Below are 17,948 nucleotides of genomic sequence, written 5' to 3'. Positions count from 1 at the left end.
TTAACCATTTTATGAAGAGAATAATTACTATCTCATTATGTGGGGTATTGTCTCTATTTCTCGTTAATCGGGCCATGGCGCAAAATGTTACTGTTAAAGGAACAGTAACCGATGCTACAACCGGCGAAACCCTGATTGGCGTAAGCATAGCAGTACCATCAACGCAAACCGGTGCACAAACCGGTCCCGACGGAAGTTATACAATTTCCGCACCTTCAAATGGACAGTTGCAAGTAAGCTACATAGGTTATGCAACACAAACCATTGCAATTAACGGACGGACAACAATTGATATCAAACTGGCATCGCAGGCAACTGAATTGCAGCAGGTAGTAGTAGTTGGTTACGGTACACAACGTAAGCTTGATGTAACAGGTTCGGTAAATCAAGTAAAAGGAGAAGACATCTCCAAACAACCTTCTGTTAATCCGATAAGCGCTTTACAAGGTAGGGTACCGGGTGTTCAAATCACCAATTCAGGTGCGCCGGGTGCGTCACCGCAAATACGCATACGTGGTACCGGTACAGTATATGGAAGCGTAAATCCATTATATGTTGTTGACGGTGTATGGTATGATGATATCAGCTTCCTTAATCCAAATGACATTGAAAATCTGAGTGTATTGAAAGATGCTTCTTCGCAAGCTATATACGGTATCAGGGCAGCTAATGGTGTTGTACTTATCACCACCAAAAAAGGATCAAAAAATGCTAAAACCAGTGTAACTTATGACGGGATTGTGGGTAATCAGGTAATTACAAATGAAGTAAAACTTGCCAACGGTCCTCAATATGCCACGTTGGTAAATGAACTTGATATACAAGGTGGCGCTGCTCAAGGGCGCTATGCTGATCCAAACAGCTTTGGAAGTACTGATTGGAACCGTCAGATATTTAGAAACGCGCTAATTACCAATCATAACTTATCAGTTAACGGTGGTGGCGAGAAATACACTTACAACGTTTCTTTCGGTTATTTAAAACAGAATGGTACTGTTGAAGGTAACTCGTTTGACAGGTATACATTACGTGTTAAGAACGATTTTGATCTAACTAATTTCTTGAAAGTAGGATATACCCTTACCGGTTCTATGAATAACTCGAATGATCTGCCGGGAGAAATTTTTCACCAGGTTTATTCAGCAGTACCAATTGCTCCGGTATATTATTCAGATGGTACATACGGCGATCCTAATGATTTTAATGTAACCAGCTCGGCGTTGTTTAACCCTCAGGTTACGCTTGACTTTTTTAATCAAAAATCAAGAAACTATCGTGGAACAGGGAATGTATATGCCGATTTAAAATTTGCTAAGCATTTTACCTTTCATACCAGCATAGGCGGCGATTATGGCGATAATCACGTAACCAATTATGCACCGGTATACGCGGCCACTTTTTCTCAACGTAATTCGATAAGCCGTCTTACACTTACAGATGGAAGGACCAGAAACTGGATATGGGAAAATACTTTAACCTATCAAAACACTTTCGATAACGATCATTCATTAACAATATTGGTAGGCCAGGGCGCACAATCATACAGGTTTAATCAAACCATTACTTCTGCAGAAAATGTTCCTGATAATGGTAATGGATATTACATTACCCGTGGTACTAACATCAAAGTACAGGATATTGATCCGGGCTTTCCATCAGCCTATCCTTTATATAATACTGTAAGTTCATATTTCGGTCGTATCAATTATTCTTTCAAAGGCAAATATTTGTTGAATGCTACTTTAAGAGCTGACGGTTCTTCGAAATATTCAGGTGACGATCGTTGGGGCTATTTCCCTTCAATAGGTGCAGGTTGGGTTATCTCTGAAGAAGGATTTATGAAAGATCAGTCTTTGTTCAATACCTTAAAGCTGCGTGGTAGCTGGGGTAAAATAGGTAACATGTCAGTTCCGGCTAATATTGCTACCAGGATTGTAACTCAAAACGATGGCAGCATGTATGTTGGTCCGGGTGGATTTACAAGTCCCGGGGCATCAATAACTACAATAGTACCGCCGGTTGTTGCCTGGGAAAAAAGTGCAGGTACTGATATAGGTCTTGAAATGTCATTATTGAATAACCGGTTATATGCTGAAGTTGATTATTATGACAGAAGAACTGAAAGAGCAATATTTGATGCGCCTATCCGCGGAGATTTTGGTTTGCAATCAGGCACATCAGGTGGTACTTCAATAACATCTAATCAGGCTACTATTCAAAATAAAGGCTTTGAGTTTTTAGTAAACTGGAAAGATAAAGTAGGCGAAGATTTTTCATACAGCTTAAGTGCTAATTTGGGTATCAATGACAACAAAGTATTAACTGTTGAGTCAGGTGCAACCGCTATAGATAAAGCAGTTGGTACGGTTGGTTCCGCAAATAACAATACCCGTACAGTTTTAGGTGCTCCAATTGGTCAATTTTACGGCCTTAAGGTTGTAGGTATTTTCCAAACACCTGAAGAAGTTACAGGCTATGCAAAAAATAACACCCCTATAATGCCAAGCGCACGTCCGGGAGATTTTAAATATGAGGATGTAAACAACGATGGCAAAATTGATGATAAAGACAGGGTTGTATTAGGTAATCCTAATCCCAAATTTGTATATGGATTCAATACAAATTTTACCTATAAACAATTTGACCTTACCATTGACCTGCAAGGTGTAGCCGGCGTTGATTTATACAACGCTAACATTGGCGCTCGTTTTGGTACTGAAAACTTTACTCAAGACTTTTTTGAAAACCGTTGGCATGGCCCGGGTACATCTAACACTTATCCTTCAACATATATAGCGGGCGGCCAAAACAATAGGTCGAACTCATTTTATGTAGAAGACGGCAGTTATGTACGCATACGTAACCTGCAATTGGGTTATACATTGCCTTCATCATTAATAGGTAAGTGGAAACTAAGCAGGGTTAGAGTATTTGCAAATGCGCAAAATGCTTTCAATTTCTTCAGCTACAGAGGATTTAGCCCTGAAGTAGGTGGCGAACCTACAGTAGCCGGCGTTGATAATAACGTATATCCGTTGTTTGCTACTTACAACTTTGGTGTTAACGTAGGTTTTTAACATTAATTAAAACAGAAAATGAAATTATATAAAAATATAATGAGAAGGAAAGCGTCAATATTAGCTTTTACTTTTCTGATAGCTGCAACCGGCTGTAAAAAAAGCTTTTTAGATGTGCCGCCTCAAGGACAGCCGGCTGAAACCCAATTTTGGCAAACAGAAGCTGATGCAACAAAAGCAGTAAATTTTATATATGCCAATTTGCGCTCGTGGACAGAAGTCGCGTTTGCGCCTATTGCACTTGAAAGTCTTGGATCAGACGACACCGAAACAGGTAGTGACCCAAGCGACGGATCTGTTCCGTTCATGAACATGTATGATCAGTTTACCGTTACATCAACACAGGGCCAGTTATCTGATTTTTGGAATGGCAGATACTTTACTATCAACTTATGTAACCAGGTATTGGATAATGTACCAGGAATACAAATGGATGCTTCATTAAAGGCACGTTATCTGGCCGAAGCAAAATTTGTTAGGGCATATCAATATTTTAGGCTGGTAAGGGCTTTTGGAGATGTACCATTGCGTTTAAAAGTACCCGAAGAAGCGGCTGAATTTAATATTCCACGTACACCTAAAGCGGAGGTTTATGCAGCTATAGAAAACGATCTGACTGAAGCTGCAGCTGCATTGCCACAATCATACTCTGGTAACGATATAGGCCGTGCTACTAAAGGGGCCGCGCTGTCATTACACGCTAAAGTTGCCATGTACCAGCAAAAATGGAATGATGTGCTAACCCTTACCAACCAGGTTAAAGGCTTAGGATACTCATTGTTTCCTAACTATGAGCAGCTTTTCAGAACAAATAATGAAAACAACCAGGAGTCGGTTTTTGAAATACAAGCAGAAATTGTACAGGGTAACCCTGCTGCCTCAAACTCTCAATATTCGCAGGTGCAAGGTGTGCGGGCCCAGGTTGGTGGTGGCTGGGGATTCAACGTTCCTACGCAAGCTTTGGCTGATGCATATGAGCCTGGCGACCCACGTCGTGATGCGACAATTATTTTTCGTGGTGAAACCACACCTGAAGGAGATCCGATATCAGCTTCTGCGCCAAATCCAATGTATAATCAAAAATCATACGTGCCTTTTAGTCAATATGTAACTGGTTACAATGAAGGTGCTCAGCAAAATATTCGTGTAATACGTTATGCTGAAGTGTTATTAATGAATGCCGAAGCTGCGAATGAATTAGGACAAACTGATGTTGCTCTGGCTTCATTAGAACAAGTTCGTGCACGTGCTAGAACGGGTGCTGCTGCAGGGGTTTTACCTCAAATAACAACTACAAGCCAGCAAGAACTGCGTGAGGCAATATGGCATGAACGTCATGTTGAATTAGCTATGGAATTTGACCGTTATTTCGATGTGATAAGACAAGGCAGGGCTAAAGAAGTATTTGGCCCTAAAGGGTGGCAGGAAAATAAAAACGAAGTATGGCCAGTGCCTGAAACAGAAATTGAAAAAAGCGCAGGTGTATTAACCCAAAATCCCGGTTATTAATCTTAATAAAGAGAAGATCATGAAAAAATTATCTAACAAATATATCATGGCATTGCTGGGAGCCGGTTTAGCGTTTTCAGCATGTCAAAAAAAGTTTGATCCGTCAACCTATGCGCCTCCGCTTAATATTGGCGGCTATACAAGTGCTAATGAAATAGCGCCTTCGAACCTGATAGCATATTGGTCATTCAACGGTGACCTTACCGATAGTATATCAGGTACTGCCGGTACTGCAACCGGTGCTACATTTGCCGGCGGCGTTAAAGGCCAGGCTATGCAGGGTGCAGATGATTCATATGTAGTATCAAATACACCTACCGCTGTTCAAAATATGTCGGCTTTTACCGTTAGCACATGGGTTAACACTCCGCAAAATACTGACGGCATTGTTGGTGTGATGGATATATCAAACAGTACAGAGTTTTGGGGTAACCTAACCATCTTTTTTGAAAATGGCGCAACAGCCGACAAGGGCTTGTTAAAGGTACATGTAAGAAGTGGAGCTAAAGAAGCATGGCTTGGTAATTACGACGTGGTAAATCCATGGGGAAAATGGATAAACATAGCAGTTACTTATGATGGCGTATCAAAGTTTGTGGTTTATTTAAACGGCTCTAAACTTGCCGAAAGTGAGCAAGCCGGCTTTGGTCCGATAGCTTTCCAAAACGCCAGCAAAATGGTGTTTGGTACTGTACATTTTCAAACCGACCCAAGCTTAACTTCTGCAACAACCAAACAAGATTGGGCAAGTTATTTAAAAGGCCAGCTTGATGAAGTAAGGATATACGACAAAGCCTTAACAGCTGAAGAAATATCAGCTTTAACTAAACTTGAAGGCCGCGGTAAATAACAAATAATAACAAACTGTTCAAATAAGGCTGCCCACCTCAAAAAGGGTGGGCAGCTTGTTTAGGGAAGTGTGTAAATGATGACGACTTTTAAAAAGATACTTTTTTATTCCGTAATTCTGTTTACCTGCGTATCGTGCAGTAAAAGCAAGGACAGCAATGTTGAACCAAACCCTGATCCCGTAATACCGGCATCTTTCAGCTTCAGTGCTTTAAAGGTTAACGGCACCTCTGCCGGGTTTACCTATAAAGGCATTAATACCTCACCTGAAATAAAAATATCTTTTTCTGAAGCGCTCAACAAAATCACTGTAGCTAATACGGTTACCCTAAAAACCCAGGGCGGAACAAATGTGGCTTATGATGCTACTTACGAAGATGGCGACAAAACCATTGTTATAAAACCATCTGAACCGCTGCAAAACCTTACCCGTTACAATGTAGCAGTAAGCACTAACCTTAAATCGGTTAAAGATAGTAAGCTGCAAACAGGTGTAACTGTGCAATTGCTTACAGAGGTAGACCCGGTAAATAAATTCCCTGAAATATCTGACGATGAACTGCTCACCTTGGTACAGCGCCAAACGTTTAAATATTTCTGGGATTTTGGCCATCCAACAAGCGGCATGGCGCGCGAACGTAATACTTCAGGCGATATCGTAACAACTGGTGGTTCGGGCTTTGGCATTATGGGTATAGTTGCCGGTATAAACCGCGGCTTTATCAGTCGTACACAAGGGCTTGAACGTTTGCAAAAAATCGTTGGCTTTTTAAAAACCGCTGATAAATTTCACGGCGCGTTCCCGCACTGGCTTAATGGAAATACCGGCAGGGTGCAGCCTTTCAGCGATAAAGATAACGGCGCCGATTTGGTTGAAACCGGTTTCCTGATGGAGGGACTGCTAACTGCACGTCAGTACTTCAATGGCGCAGGGGCTGCCGAAACCACTTTGCGCAATGACATTAATGAATTGTGGAACGGTGTTGAGTGGCACTGGTTTCGTCGAGGTAATCAAAATGTGTTGTACTGGCACTGGAGCCCTAACTTCAACTGGGACATGAACATGCCGATAAAAGGCTGGAACGAAGCGCTTATTGTTTATGTGCTTGCCGCATCGTCAAACACACATGCTATACCAAAAGCCGTTTATGATGAAGGCTGGGCAGGTAACGGCACCATCAAAAATGGCGCGACTTTTTATGGCACTCAACTGCCGCTTGGCCCTGCACAGGGCGGTCCGCTGTTTTTTGAGCATTACTCATTCCTGGGTTTAAATCCAAATGGCCTAAGCGATGCTTATGCTAACTATGAAACACAAACAAAAGCACATACGCTTATCAACCGTGCTTATTCGGTAGCCAACCCTAAAGGTTACTATGGTTATAGTGAAAACTGCTGGGGATTAACCGCCAGCGATATTAACGGAGGCTATACGGCAAGTTCGCCAACCAATGATGTAGGCGTTATAGCGCCTACCGCGGCATTATCATCAATGCCTTACACGCCCGAAGAATCAATGAAGGCGTTAAAATTCTTTTACTATAAATTAGGTGATAAGCTTTGGGGCGAGTATGGGTTTTACGATGCTTTCAGCCTTGAACAACCTTGGTTTGCCAATTCATATCTGGCTATTGATCAGGGACCGATATTGGTGATGATAGAGAACTATCGGAGCAAATTGCTTTGGAATTTGTTCATGAGCGCTCCCGAGGTAAAAAAAGGATTAAAAGATATGGGTTTTAGCGGCCCCGGTATATAAGATATATCTAAACTACAATGAAGAAATTACTGTTAACAGCCCTTATTTTTATGGGCGTAGGCTACAGCTTTGCACAATCGAAAAAGGTTGTAAAGGCAACCGAAACGCCAATAAAGCCGGTTGGTATCATAAAAAATTTAAGTGACAGCGCCCTTCTTGACGTGGTGCAGCGCCAAACGTTCCGTTATTTTTGGGATTTCGGGCACCCGGTAAGCGGCCTTGCACGCGAACGCAGCAACGAAAGTTTTGACTACGGCGACGAAGTGGTAACCACCGGCGGTACCGGCTTCGGCATTATGGCGCTGATAGTGGCTACCGAACGTAAATGGATATCGCGTGAGCAGGCTGTCGACCGTATGATGCGCATGGTTAAGTTTCTGCAAAAGGCCGATTCGTATCATGGCGTATTCCCGCACTGGCTTAACGGTGAAACCGGTAAAACTATTCCGTTCGGCCGTAAAGACGATGGCGGCGACCTGGTGGAAACCTCATTCCTTTTTGAAGGCCTTCTTACAGCTAAGCAATACTTTAATGCCAACTCACCAAAAGAGGCTGAACTGCGCAACCGCATAGGTTGGCTTTGGAGCGATATCGAGTGGGATTGGTACACGCACGAGCGTGATAACCTGTACTGGCACTGGTCGCCAAACAATGGCTGGGCCATGAACTTCCCTATCCGCGGTTTTAACGAATGTTTAATTACTTATGTACTGGCCGCTTGCGCCGACCGCTATCCGGTTGATGCCGAAAGAATATACAATCGCGGCTGGGCGCAAAGCGATTTCTTTAAAAACGGAAAGACTTTTTATGGCATTAAACTGCCGCTTGGTTTTGATTACGGCGGCCCGCTGTTCTTTACGCATTACTCGTTTTTAGGGTTAAACCCCAAAGGATTGAAAGACCGCTATGCCGATTACTGGGAGCAAAACGTAAATCATACCAAAATAAACTATGCGTATTGCGTAGATAATCCATTAAAATTTAAAGGCTACGGCGAAAACTGCTGGGGATTAACTGCCAGCGATAACCACGAAGGCTACAACGCCCATTCGCCGACCAATGACCTTGGTGTGATAACACCAACAGCGGCTTTATCTGCATTTCCATATACGCCGGAACAATCAATGAAAGCCCTGCGCCATTTTTACTATGATCTGGGTGATAAGATATGGGGCGAATATGGTTTTGTCGACGCCTTTAACGAAAGCAAGAACTGGTATGCAAAATCATACCTGGCAATTGACCAGGGACCAATTGTGGCAATGATAGAAAACTACCGTACAGGTTTGCTCTGGAAGTTATTTATGAGCGCGCCTGAAGTGCAGAATGGTTTGAAACGATTGGATTTTCAAAGTCCGGCATTAAAATAGTATCGGCATGATAAAATATACACTACCTGTAATTACATTATTAACCGGCTTTCTGCTGTTTACCGGATCTGCGCAAGCGCAAAAAAAACAGCTCACGTATTGTAACCCAATAAATGTGGATTACGGTTATACCCCTATACCAAATTTTGCAACAGCTGGTAAGCACCGAGCCACTGCCGACCCGGTGATTGTTACCTACAAAGGCGATTATTACCTGTTTGGTACCAACCAATGGGGCTATTGGTGGAGCAGCGATATGTACAACTGGCATTTTGTAGCCCGTCATTTTTTACGTCCGGAACATAAAGTGTACGATGACCTTTGTGCACCGGCGGTTTGGGTACAGGGTGATACGCTGCTGGTGTTCGGCTCAACTTACTCAGACAATTTCCCTATCTGGATGAGCACTAATCCAAAAGCCAACGAGTGGAAAGAAGCTATACATAAGTTTGAACCCGGTGGCTGGGATCCGGCTTTCTTCAGGGACGACGATGGCAAGCTTTACATGTATAATGGAAGCAGCAATGTGTTTCCAATATATGGTGCCGAGGTTGACCCGACTACTTTCCACCTGAAAGGCTACCGTAAAGAAATGTACCTGCTGCAATCGTGGAAATATGGCTGGCAGCGTTTCGGCGAAAACTACGACGATATATTTCTGGATGGCTTTATGGAAGGTGCATGGATGACCAAGCATAACGGCAAATACTACCTGCAATATGGTGCTCCGGGTACCGAATTTAGTGGCTATGCCGATGGTGTGGTAGTAGGCGAGGGGCCATTAGGTCCATTTAAGCCGCAGCCTATGCCTATGAGCTACAAACCGGGCGGCTTTGCACCCGGTGCCGGTCATGGCGCTACCTACCAGGACAAGTGGAACAACTATTGGCACGTATCAACCATGGTGATCTCGGTAAAAAATAATTTCGAGCGCCGCATTGGTATTTGGCCCGCAGGTTTTGACAAAGATGATGTGATGTACTGCAATACCGTTTTCGGCGATTACCCGCATTACCTGCCCGATGGCAAGGCCAATCACCTTAAAAGCCGCTTTACCGGATGGATGCTGCTTAATTTCAACAAGCCGGTAACGGTATCATCAACGCTTGGCGCATACACAGCCAACAACGCAGTTGATGAGGACATTAAAACCTATTGGAGCGCTGCAACGGCTAATGCCGGCGAATGGATACAAACTGATCTTGGCAATGTAAGCACAGTAAATGCGGTGCAATTAAACTATGCCGATCAGGACGCGGAGTTTTTGGGTAAATCAGAAGGCGTATATCATCAGTATAAACTGCTTTACTCAACTGATGGTAAAAACTGGAAGACACTTGTTGATAAAAGCAACAACAAAACAGATGTTCCGCATGATTATGTAGAGCTGAGCTCGCCTGTAAAAGCGCGTTATATCAAACTGGTAAATCAGCACATGCCTACCGGCAAATTCGCCATAAGCGGCCTGCGGGTGTTTGGTAATGGCGGCGGCGCGAAGCCATCAACAGTGAAAAACTTTATTGTGTTGCGTACCGAAAAAGACAAGCGCAGCGCATGGCTGAAATGGGAGCCGGTTAACAATGCTTATGCTTATAATATTTACATGGGTACCGATCCTGATAAACTTTACAACTGCATAATGGTGCACAATGCCAACCAATATTTTGTGAAAACCATGGATAAAGACCTGCCATATTATTTCCGCATAGAGGCGATTAATGAAAATGGTGTTTCGCAGCAAACCGATATTATAAAGTCAGAATAATTTACCACAACCAATACATTATGAAGTTACCCAAAATAATCATTGCATCGTGCCTCGCGTTTAGCGGGTACAGCGCCTTGGCCCAGGCGCCCGGCAATGCTAAAATGGACGCCTACATTAAAAACCTGATGGCCAAAATGACGCTCGAAGAAAAGATCGGTCAGCTGAATTTGCCGTCAATTGGATTTGATGTAACCGGCCCGATTTTGAGTCAGGGCGTTGAAGAAAAAATTGAAAAAGGCCTGGTGGGCGGTGTGTTTAACACTTATACGCCAAATGCTGTACGCAAACTACAGGAGCTGGCCATCAAAAAATCTCGCCTTAAAATTCCGCTGCTTTTTGGTTATGATGTGATACACGGTCACCGTACCATTTTCCCGATACCGCTTGGCCTTGCAGCTACCTGGGATTTGCCGTTGATAGAAAAAACTGCGCATGCTGCAGCTGTTGAATCAACAGCCGATGGCATAAACTGGGTATTTTCGCCAATGGTGGATATTGCCCGCGACCCGCGCTGGGGACGTGTTAGCGAAGGCGCAGGTGAAGATACCTGGCTGGGATCAAAAATAGCCGGTGCCATGGTGCGTGGTTATCAGGGTAATAATCTGCGGTCGGACGAGGCTGTACTGGCCTGCGTAAAACACTTCGCGCTGTATGGCGCCGTTGAGTCAGGTCGTGATTATAATGTTGTTGACATGAGCATGCGTAAAATGACCGAAACTTACCTGCCGCCATATAAAGCCGCTGTTGACGCGGGTGTGGCTACTGTAATGAGCTCGTTCAACGAAATTAACGGCGTACCTGCCGCTGCCAACCACTGGCTGTTAACAGATTTGCTGCGCAAGCAATGGGGCTTCAACGGTATGGTAGCTACCGATTATACCGCCATTATGGAACTATCAAACCATGGCGTAGGTGATTCGGCAACCGTTGCTAAAAAAGCGCTTGTTGCCGGTAACGATATGGATATGGTGAGCGAATATTTCCTTGATCACCTGAAAAAGCTGGTACAGGAGAAAAAGCTTGATGTATCATATATCGATCTTGCCTGCCGCCGTGTACTTGAGTCGAAATATAAACTGGGTTTGTTTGACGACCCGTACCGCAACATTAGCCAGGCACGTGCTGATAAAGAGATTATGAATGCTCAAAAACTGCAGCTTGCACTTGAAGCGGCGAGAAAAAGCATGGTGTTGCTGAAGAATGATAATCAGGTGTTGCCGTTGAAGGCTAACCAGAAAATCGCTTTTGTTGGCCCGATGATTAAAAATCAGCGTGATCTTATTGGCAACTGGAGCGCCGCCGGCGACCCGAAAAAAGCGGTTACATTGTGGGATGCCTTGCAAAAACAATATCCTAACAACGAGTTCACCTATGCCAAAGGTTGCAATGTTCTGGATGATCCTGCACTCATTGGTCGGCTAAATCCGCATGACGCGCAAATTGTTGCTGATCCGAAATCACCTGCTGATTTGATAAAAGACGCGGTTGATGTTGCTAAAGATGCTGATGTAGTTGTAGCTTTTGTAGGTGAACCTTTCGGTATGAGTGGTGAAGCTGCCAGCCGCAGCGACATTAGCCTGCCGTCAAACCAGGTTGAACTGTTAAAAGCCCTGCGTGCTACCGGCAAACCCGTTGTTTTGGTACTGATGAACGGCCGCCCGCTTACTTTGCAATGGGAGAACGACAACATGGCTGCTATTTTGGAAACATGGTATGGCGGTACCAAAGCAGGCGACGCTATTGCTGATGTGCTGTTTGGTAAATACAATCCCTCAGGCAAACTGAGCATGACATTTCCGCGTAGCGTAGGCCAGATACCTATATATTACAGTGCTAAAAGTACCGGCCGTCCAATTGATGAAAAGCAAAAGTATACCTCTAAATATCTGGATATCCCAAATACACCGCTGTATGCTTTCGGCCATGGTTTAAGCTATACTACCTTTGCTTACGGTGATGTTACGCTTAACAAGATCGCCATAAAAAATAACGAGAGCCTTACTGCTACCATTAACGTGCGCAACACCGGTAAGTACGACGGTGAAGAAACCGTACAGCTGTATATACGTGATATGGTAGGTTCGGTTACCCGCCCGATGAAAGAGCTTAAGGGCTTCCAGAAAATATTCCTGAAAGCAGGTGAAAGCAAAGATGTGACCTTCACTATCAGCGGTGCCGACCTTAAATTTTACGATATCGACATGAAGTTTACCAACGAGCCCGGCGATTACAAAGTGTTCATCGGCACCAGCTCAGATAACGTAAAAGAAGCCGACTTTAAATTGCTATAAGCTTTTCTTGTTCTATAATGTGTTTGATTAATTGACTGAATGCCCGGCTTGCCGGGCATTTTTTTACGCTATGCTGTTACTCAGATGTTTCGTTATACCTATCGATTAAATACATTTGCCTCAGTGAAGTTCTACATTAAAAATATGGTTTGCGCACGCTGCAAAATGGCCGTAGCTGCCGTGCTGGAAAAAGCTGGCATTAAAGCCACCAGTGTGGAACTTGGTGAGGTGGAAGTACAGGGCGAGCCATCAGCACAACAGATTGAAAAGTTAAGCGAAAATTTAAAAACGCTCGGCTTTGAAATTATTGATGACCGTAAAAGCAAAATGATTGAAAAGGTGAAGAACGCCATTGTAACCCTTATCCATCACAGTGAAGAGCAACAAAACCTTAACTTGTCTGACTACATCACCCAACAGGTTAACTACGATTATACTTACCTCAGCAACCTGTTCTCAGAAGTTGAAGGAACTACCATTGAGAAATATTTCATTGCCCAAAAAATTGAAAAGGTAAAGGAGTTGCTTCGATACGATGAGCTAACCCTTTCAGAAATCGCCTATAAGTTGGGCTATAGCAGTGTGGCTTATCTTTCAAATCAATTTAAAAAGCAAACCGGCTTAACGCCAACCTTCTTTAAAGCGCAAAAGCAAAACCATCGCATCAATATCGAAGACCTGTAAATATTACAATGCTTTCCTAAAATAATATAACGGCTTCGATACCCGGCGGCAGTAAATTTGTGTTATCAAATTAAAAACAATGACACATACATATAACATTACCGGGATGACATGCACCGGCTGTCAATATAAAGTTAAAGGCCTGCTGGAAAAAGTGCCGGGTGTTACCGAAGTTGATATTGACCTGGAAAAAGGTAAAGCTGATATCAGCATGAATGAGCATGTAGCTACGCCTGTTTTGCAAAGCGCCTTAAAAGATTATCCCAAATATCAACTTACAGAAGACATGCATCAGCATGTTGCTGCCACGCCTGTATCATTTAGCGATGAAGAAGACAAGCGGACATGGCTGCAAACCTATAAACCCATTCTGCTGATCTTCGGTTATATTACCGTTATTTCAGTGCTGCTTGGTGGTTTAAACGGCTCATTTAACTGGATGAAAAGCATGACGGTTTTCATGAGCGGTTTCTTCCTGATTTTTTCGCTGTTCAAAATGCTTAACCTGAGCGCCTTTGCCGATAGTTACTCCATGTACGATATCGTTGCTAAAAAGTGGCGCGGTTGGGGGTATGTTTATGCCTTTATTGAACTGGGGCTGGGCGTTGCATACGCAATAAACTTCAACATAGTACTTATAAGTATTATCACTTTTGTGGTGATGACTGTAAGCATTGTCGGTGTTTTGCAAAGTGTATTGAATAAACATCGCATACAATGCGCCTGCCTCGGTGCGGTGTTTAACCTGCCCATGAGCACCGTTACCATTATTGAAGATGCCCTGATGATAGTGATGAGCGCCGCCATGGTAATTGCCATGGTGTAAATAATCTTACCATAAACCCCTTTTAAACAAGAGGGACTTTTTAAACCTCAACTATGAAAAAGCTATTTTTTATACTGCTTGTAATAAGCAATGCCCGGGCTTTTGCCCAGCACGAGCATCACATGCAGGCGGATATTACACAAAAGCCTGTACCCATGCGGCATGATACCACCATGAAAGGCATGGATCACAGCAAAATGAATATGGACAGCATGCGTCATAATATGCAGGGTATGAACCATTCGTACTCGCTGTCGTTACCCATGAACAGGAACGGCTCGGGTACGTCATGGATGCCTGATAACACGCCTATGTATATGCTGATGAAACACACCAAAAATGGTATGTGGATGTTTCATGGAAGTGTTTTTCTGCGATACAACAACCAGCAGCTTAACGGCAAAACTTCGCGTAGTGACACGCAGTTTGACGCGCCGAACTGGTTTATGGCCATGTATAATCATAAAGTAGGCAAAAACGGCCTGCTGAACTTCAGCGCCATGATTAGCGCCGACCCTCTTACCGTAACCGAGCGCGGCTATCCGCTGCTGTTTCAAAGCGGCGAAAGTTACAAGGGGCAAACACTTGTCGACCGTCAGCATCCGCACGACTTTTTCTCAGGCCTTACCATTGGCTATACACAGCGTTTGAGCAATAAGGTTGATGTGTTTGGATATTTTGGCTATCCCGGCGAACCGGCTCTTGGTCCGCCGGCGTTTATGCACCGCATTATCGCTTTGAATGATCCGGATGCCGTTTTAGGTCACCACTGGCAAGATGCTACGCACATTACTTATGGTGTTGCCACTTTAGGTGTAAGGTTGGATAAGGTTAAGCTGGAGGGCTCAACCTTCACCGGCCGCGAACCGGATGAAGACCGCTATGATTTTGATAAGATGCGTTTCGATAGCTATTCATGGCGCTTGTCGTACAACCCCGATAGAGCATGGGCGTTCCAGGTTTCGCAGGGTTATATTAAAAGCCCTGAACTATTGCATCCGCACGAGGATGTTTGGCGCTACACCGCATCGGCAATATATGCTTCACCTGTTGATAACGAAGGCAGGTACTTTACAGGTAGCGCAATATGGGGGCTAAACCACAGTGGCCATGGCGATGAACATTCGTTTTTATTGGAAGGTACCCGCCAGTTAAACAAGCAGGCTGTTTACGGCAGGTACGAGTTTGTACAAAAGTCGGCTGAAGAACTGGCACTTGAAGAACAGTTTGGCAATGTCTTGTTTAATGTTCATAAATTTACATTAGGCACCAACCGCAGGCCTTTTAAAACCGGCCCGATAGAATACATCGGCGGCATACAGGCATCAATTAACTTACTATCCCAAAAGCTGCATCCGTTATATGGCAGTAACCCTATGAGCGGACAGGTATATATACAGATAAGGCCAACACTGCACAAGTAAACAATTGTGCTTTTTTGAGGTTGAAAATAAGTTCAAACTGCTTACTTTGCGGTTAGATGGCAGGCGCAATACATTGTAATAGGTAACCTGCCGCTAATACCAAGTAAAACACTAACTTTGACCTCAATTATAAAAAATTAAAACATGGCTTATAATCTATTAAAAGGCAAAAAAGGTATCATTTTTGGTGCTTTGGATGAAAAATCAATTGCCTGGAAAACCGCCCAGCGCTGCTATGCCGAGGGTGCCGAACTGGTATTAACCAATGCCCCGATTGCGATGCGTATGGGTGCAATCAACCAACTGGCCGAAGAGGTAAACGCACCGGTTATCCCAGCCGATGTTACCAGCATGGAAGACATAGAGAACCTGTTTGCCAAAACAAAAGAGCATTTTGGCAGCGGTGTCGATTTTATATTGCACTCTATCGGTATGAGCATTAACGTGCGCAAAGGCGTTCCTTATCCTGAAAACAACTACGAGTTTACCCACAAAGGGTTTGATATATCAGCATTAAGCCTTCACCGTGTATTGCAGGTTGCCCGCAAGCAGGATGCTATTAACGAGTGGGGCAGCGTGGTGGCTTTAACTTACATCGCCGCTCAGCGTGTGTTCCCTGATTATAATGATATGGCCGATAATAAAGCAGTACTTGAAAGCATCGCCCGTAACTTCGGTTACTTCTATGGCGTTGAAAAGAAAGTACGTGTAAACACCATATCACAGTCGCCAACCCGCACTACTGCCGGCTCAGGCGTAAAAGGTTTCGACGGCTTTATTAATTATGCTGAAAAAATGAGTCCGCTTGGCAACGCCAGCGCCGACCAGTGTGCTGATTACTGCGTAACCCTGTTCTCAGACCTTACCCGCATGGTAACCATGCAAAACCTGTTTCACGATGGCGGCTTCTCGTTCACCGGTGTAACAAAAGCAGTTATCGAGCAAATGGAAAAAGAATAAGAGGTTAACAATACCAAAAGGCGTCATTGCGAGGAACGAAGCAATCTCTGAACTTTTCACTTGTCATGCTGAAAAACGAAGCATCTGTCGAATATAGATACTTCACTATGTTCAGGATGACAAGTAACCTTAAGAAGGTTTAGAATTCATCCTTGCAACGACGCTTTTTATGTCATAACATTTCACTAATCTCTCCCCACTATTCTCTAATTACTATAATTCACTACCTTCGTAGTAATGCAGGGTTTAGATATCAACTTCTTTAAGTTCACCATATTTGATGTTATCGACGTACTGCTGGTAGCTGCTTTAATTTACCAGTTGTACAACCTGATACGAGGTACTATTGCTGCCAATATCTTTATCGGCTTGGCGGTTATCTGTGCCCTGTATTTCGTGGTACGCGCCTTGCAAATGCAATTGCTTACCGGCATTTTAGGCAATTTCATGAATGTGGGAATTATTGCCATTGTGGTGGTGTTTCAGCAGGAGATACGGCGCTTTTTATTACTGGTGGGCAAGAATGCTTCGCTGCAACGAAACCGGGCCTGGTGGCAATATTTTTTCGGCAAAGCTGAAGTTGAGAAAAATAACTATGCCCGTATAAAACCCATAATTGACGCCTGCAAAAGCATGAAACAAACCCGTACCGGCGCGCTTATAGTTTTTGCAAGAATATACGATGAGCAGGTGTACCAAAACAGCTGCGAACTGATGGATGCCCGCATATCAAAACGCCTGCTTGAAAGTATATTTCAAAAGAATAGCCCCTTGCATGATGGGGCAGTAATTATTGCCGAAAACAGGATAAAATCGGCAAGCTGTATTCTGCCATTAACAGAGAAAACCGACCTGCCGGCCCAATTTGGGTTACGCCACCGGGCAGGTATTGGTATTACCGAAGCCAATGAGGCATCAGCAATTATTGTATCTGAAGAAACCGGCGAAATATCTTACGCCAAGCAAGGTCGCGTTAAAATGAACATCAGCTTTGCCGAACTGGAAAAACTACTGAACAAAGATTTTTAATTGGTCATTGATCAGTAGTCAATGGTCATTAGTCATTATTGCAAGTTAAAAACACCAGCTATGGTAATTTGATCTCGGGCTGCTGATAATTACCTATCTTTTTTACCAGCATTGTATACCTTACGCCGGGTGTGGCAGGATCAACAACAGGTGTTTTGTAATTGCCCCGTGGTTTTACATACGGCATTTTATCGTAAGTGTACAGTTCGTTCAAAGCAGGTGATTGCTCTGCCTGTAGTTTAGGAAGCGTGTACTTCGGCAGTTTTGCAAGGCTGTCTGAAAATAAAGGACTAAGGTTGTAAGGATTATTATAGTCCTTCAATTTAGGAAACTGTTGCGCTTTAACATCAGCTGCTCCGGCTATGCCAAGCATCAAAACAAAAGCAAGTTTTTTCATATCGA

At 43.7% G+C, this 17,948-nt stretch carries 13 protein-coding genes; 12 read left to right on the top strand and 1 reads right to left on the bottom strand.

Features of this window, described 5'->3' with window-relative positions; all coding sequences use genetic code 11:
• Positions 1-11: 11 nt before the first annotated feature.
• The 12 genes from EOD41_RS16170 (at position 12) to cdaA (ending at position 17,546) form a co-directional block, all read left to right on the top strand.
• Positions 12-3,077 carry a SusC/RagA family TonB-linked outer membrane protein gene (locus EOD41_RS16170; RefSeq protein ID WP_127706820.1) on the top strand — a complete coding sequence of 1,022 codons (3,066 nt, stop codon included), beginning with the start codon at positions 12-14 and terminating at the stop codon, positions 3,075-3,077.
• 39 nt (positions 3,078-3,116) lie between these two features.
• Complete coding sequence (locus tag EOD41_RS16165; protein ID WP_240663462.1) at positions 3,117-4,586, top strand: RagB/SusD family nutrient uptake outer membrane protein; 1,470 nt, start codon at positions 3,117-3,119, stop codon at positions 4,584-4,586.
• 19 nt (positions 4,587-4,605) lie between these two features.
• Positions 4,606-5,436: a LamG domain-containing protein gene (locus tag EOD41_RS16160; RefSeq protein WP_240663460.1), complete on the top strand. Its 831-nt coding sequence runs from the start codon at positions 4,606-4,608 to the stop codon at positions 5,434-5,436.
• A gap of 75 nt (positions 5,437-5,511) precedes the next feature.
• Positions 5,512-7,194 (top strand): glucoamylase family protein, encoded by a 1,683-nt coding sequence (locus EOD41_RS16155; protein WP_317133205.1) that lies wholly within the window; start codon positions 5,512-5,514, stop codon positions 7,192-7,194.
• Positions 7,195-7,211: 17 nt separating this feature from the next.
• Positions 7,212-8,564 (top strand): glucoamylase family protein, encoded by a 1,353-nt coding sequence (locus EOD41_RS16150; protein ID WP_127706816.1) that lies wholly within the window; start codon positions 7,212-7,214, stop codon positions 8,562-8,564.
• Positions 8,565-8,571: 7 nt separating this feature from the next.
• A complete protein-coding gene (locus tag EOD41_RS16145) occupies positions 8,572-10,329 on the top strand; it encodes a discoidin domain-containing protein (RefSeq protein ID WP_127706814.1) in 1,758 nt (585 codons plus the stop codon).
• A gap of 20 nt (positions 10,330-10,349) precedes the next feature.
• Complete coding sequence (gene bglX / locus EOD41_RS16140) at positions 10,350-12,623, top strand: beta-glucosidase BglX (protein WP_127706812.1); 2,274 nt, start codon at positions 10,350-10,352, stop codon at positions 12,621-12,623.
• A 123-nt stretch (positions 12,624-12,746) separates the two neighbouring features.
• The gene (locus tag EOD41_RS16135; RefSeq protein WP_240663458.1) at positions 12,747-13,307 is read left to right on the top strand and encodes an AraC family transcriptional regulator; all 561 of its coding nucleotides are present in this window, start codon (positions 12,747-12,749) and stop codon (positions 13,305-13,307) included.
• Positions 13,308-13,386: 79 nt separating this feature from the next.
• The gene (locus tag EOD41_RS16130; protein WP_127706810.1) at positions 13,387-14,133 is read left to right on the top strand and encodes a heavy-metal-associated domain-containing protein; all 747 of its coding nucleotides are present in this window, start codon (positions 13,387-13,389) and stop codon (positions 14,131-14,133) included.
• Positions 14,134-14,186: 53 nt separating this feature from the next.
• Positions 14,187-15,557, top strand: a complete 1,371-nt coding sequence (locus EOD41_RS16125) for a hypothetical protein (RefSeq protein ID WP_127706808.1) — start codon at positions 14,187-14,189, stop codon at positions 15,555-15,557.
• Between the two features lie 144 nt (positions 15,558-15,701).
• Positions 15,702-16,517 carry an enoyl-ACP reductase FabI gene (locus tag EOD41_RS16120; RefSeq protein ID WP_127706806.1) on the top strand — a complete coding sequence of 272 codons (816 nt, stop codon included), beginning with the start codon at positions 15,702-15,704 and terminating at the stop codon, positions 16,515-16,517.
• 237 nt (positions 16,518-16,754) lie between these two features.
• The gene (gene cdaA, locus EOD41_RS16115; protein ID WP_127706804.1) at positions 16,755-17,546 is read left to right on the top strand and encodes a diadenylate cyclase CdaA; all 792 of its coding nucleotides are present in this window, start codon (positions 16,755-16,757) and stop codon (positions 17,544-17,546) included.
• 58 nt (positions 17,547-17,604) lie between these two features.
• On the opposite strand, the gene EOD41_RS16110 is transcribed toward cdaA, so the two are convergent.
• On the bottom strand, positions 17,605-17,943 hold the full coding sequence (locus EOD41_RS16110) for a hypothetical protein (RefSeq protein WP_127706802.1): 339 nt from the start codon (positions 17,941-17,943) through the stop codon (positions 17,605-17,607).
• Between the last annotated feature and the right edge of the window lie 5 nt (positions 17,944-17,948).

Origin of the sequence: Mucilaginibacter limnophilus (genome assembly GCF_004005815.1) — a bacterium.
Lineage (GTDB): Bacteria > Bacteroidota > Bacteroidia > Sphingobacteriales > Sphingobacteriaceae > Mucilaginibacter > Mucilaginibacter limnophilus.
The sequence above is the reverse complement of the archived record's forward strand: the minus strand, read 5'-3'. Positions and strand labels throughout refer to the sequence as shown.

What these genes read in the sequence shown, in the direction of transcription:
- EOD41_RS16110 (WP_127706802.1), bottom strand. Translation starts at nt 17,943, where the DNA reads ATGAAAAAACTTGCTTTTGTTTTGATGCTTGGCATAGCCGGAGCAGCT.
- bglX (WP_127706812.1), top strand. Translation starts at nt 10,350, where the DNA reads ATGAAGTTACCCAAAATAATCATTGCATCGTGCCTCGCGTTTAGCGGG.
- EOD41_RS16145 (WP_127706814.1), top strand. Translation starts at nt 8,572, where the DNA reads ATGATAAAATATACACTACCTGTAATTACATTATTAACCGGCTTTCTG.
- EOD41_RS16130 (WP_127706810.1), top strand. Translation starts at nt 13,387, where the DNA reads ATGACACATACATATAACATTACCGGGATGACATGCACCGGCTGTCAA.
- EOD41_RS16170 (WP_127706820.1), top strand. Translation starts at nt 12, where the DNA reads ATGAAGAGAATAATTACTATCTCATTATGTGGGGTATTGTCTCTATTT.
- EOD41_RS16125 (WP_127706808.1), top strand. Translation starts at nt 14,187, where the DNA reads ATGAAAAAGCTATTTTTTATACTGCTTGTAATAAGCAATGCCCGGGCT.
- EOD41_RS16150 (WP_127706816.1), top strand. Translation starts at nt 7,212, where the DNA reads ATGAAGAAATTACTGTTAACAGCCCTTATTTTTATGGGCGTAGGCTAC.
- EOD41_RS16160 (WP_240663460.1), top strand. Translation starts at nt 4,606, where the DNA reads ATGAAAAAATTATCTAACAAATATATCATGGCATTGCTGGGAGCCGGT.
- EOD41_RS16120 (WP_127706806.1), top strand. Translation starts at nt 15,702, where the DNA reads ATGGCTTATAATCTATTAAAAGGCAAAAAAGGTATCATTTTTGGTGCT.
- EOD41_RS16165 (WP_240663462.1), top strand. Translation starts at nt 3,117, where the DNA reads ATGAGAAGGAAAGCGTCAATATTAGCTTTTACTTTTCTGATAGCTGCA.
- EOD41_RS16155 (WP_317133205.1), top strand. Translation starts at nt 5,512, where the DNA reads ATGATGACGACTTTTAAAAAGATACTTTTTTATTCCGTAATTCTGTTT.
- cdaA (WP_127706804.1), top strand. Translation starts at nt 16,755, where the DNA reads ATGCAGGGTTTAGATATCAACTTCTTTAAGTTCACCATATTTGATGTT.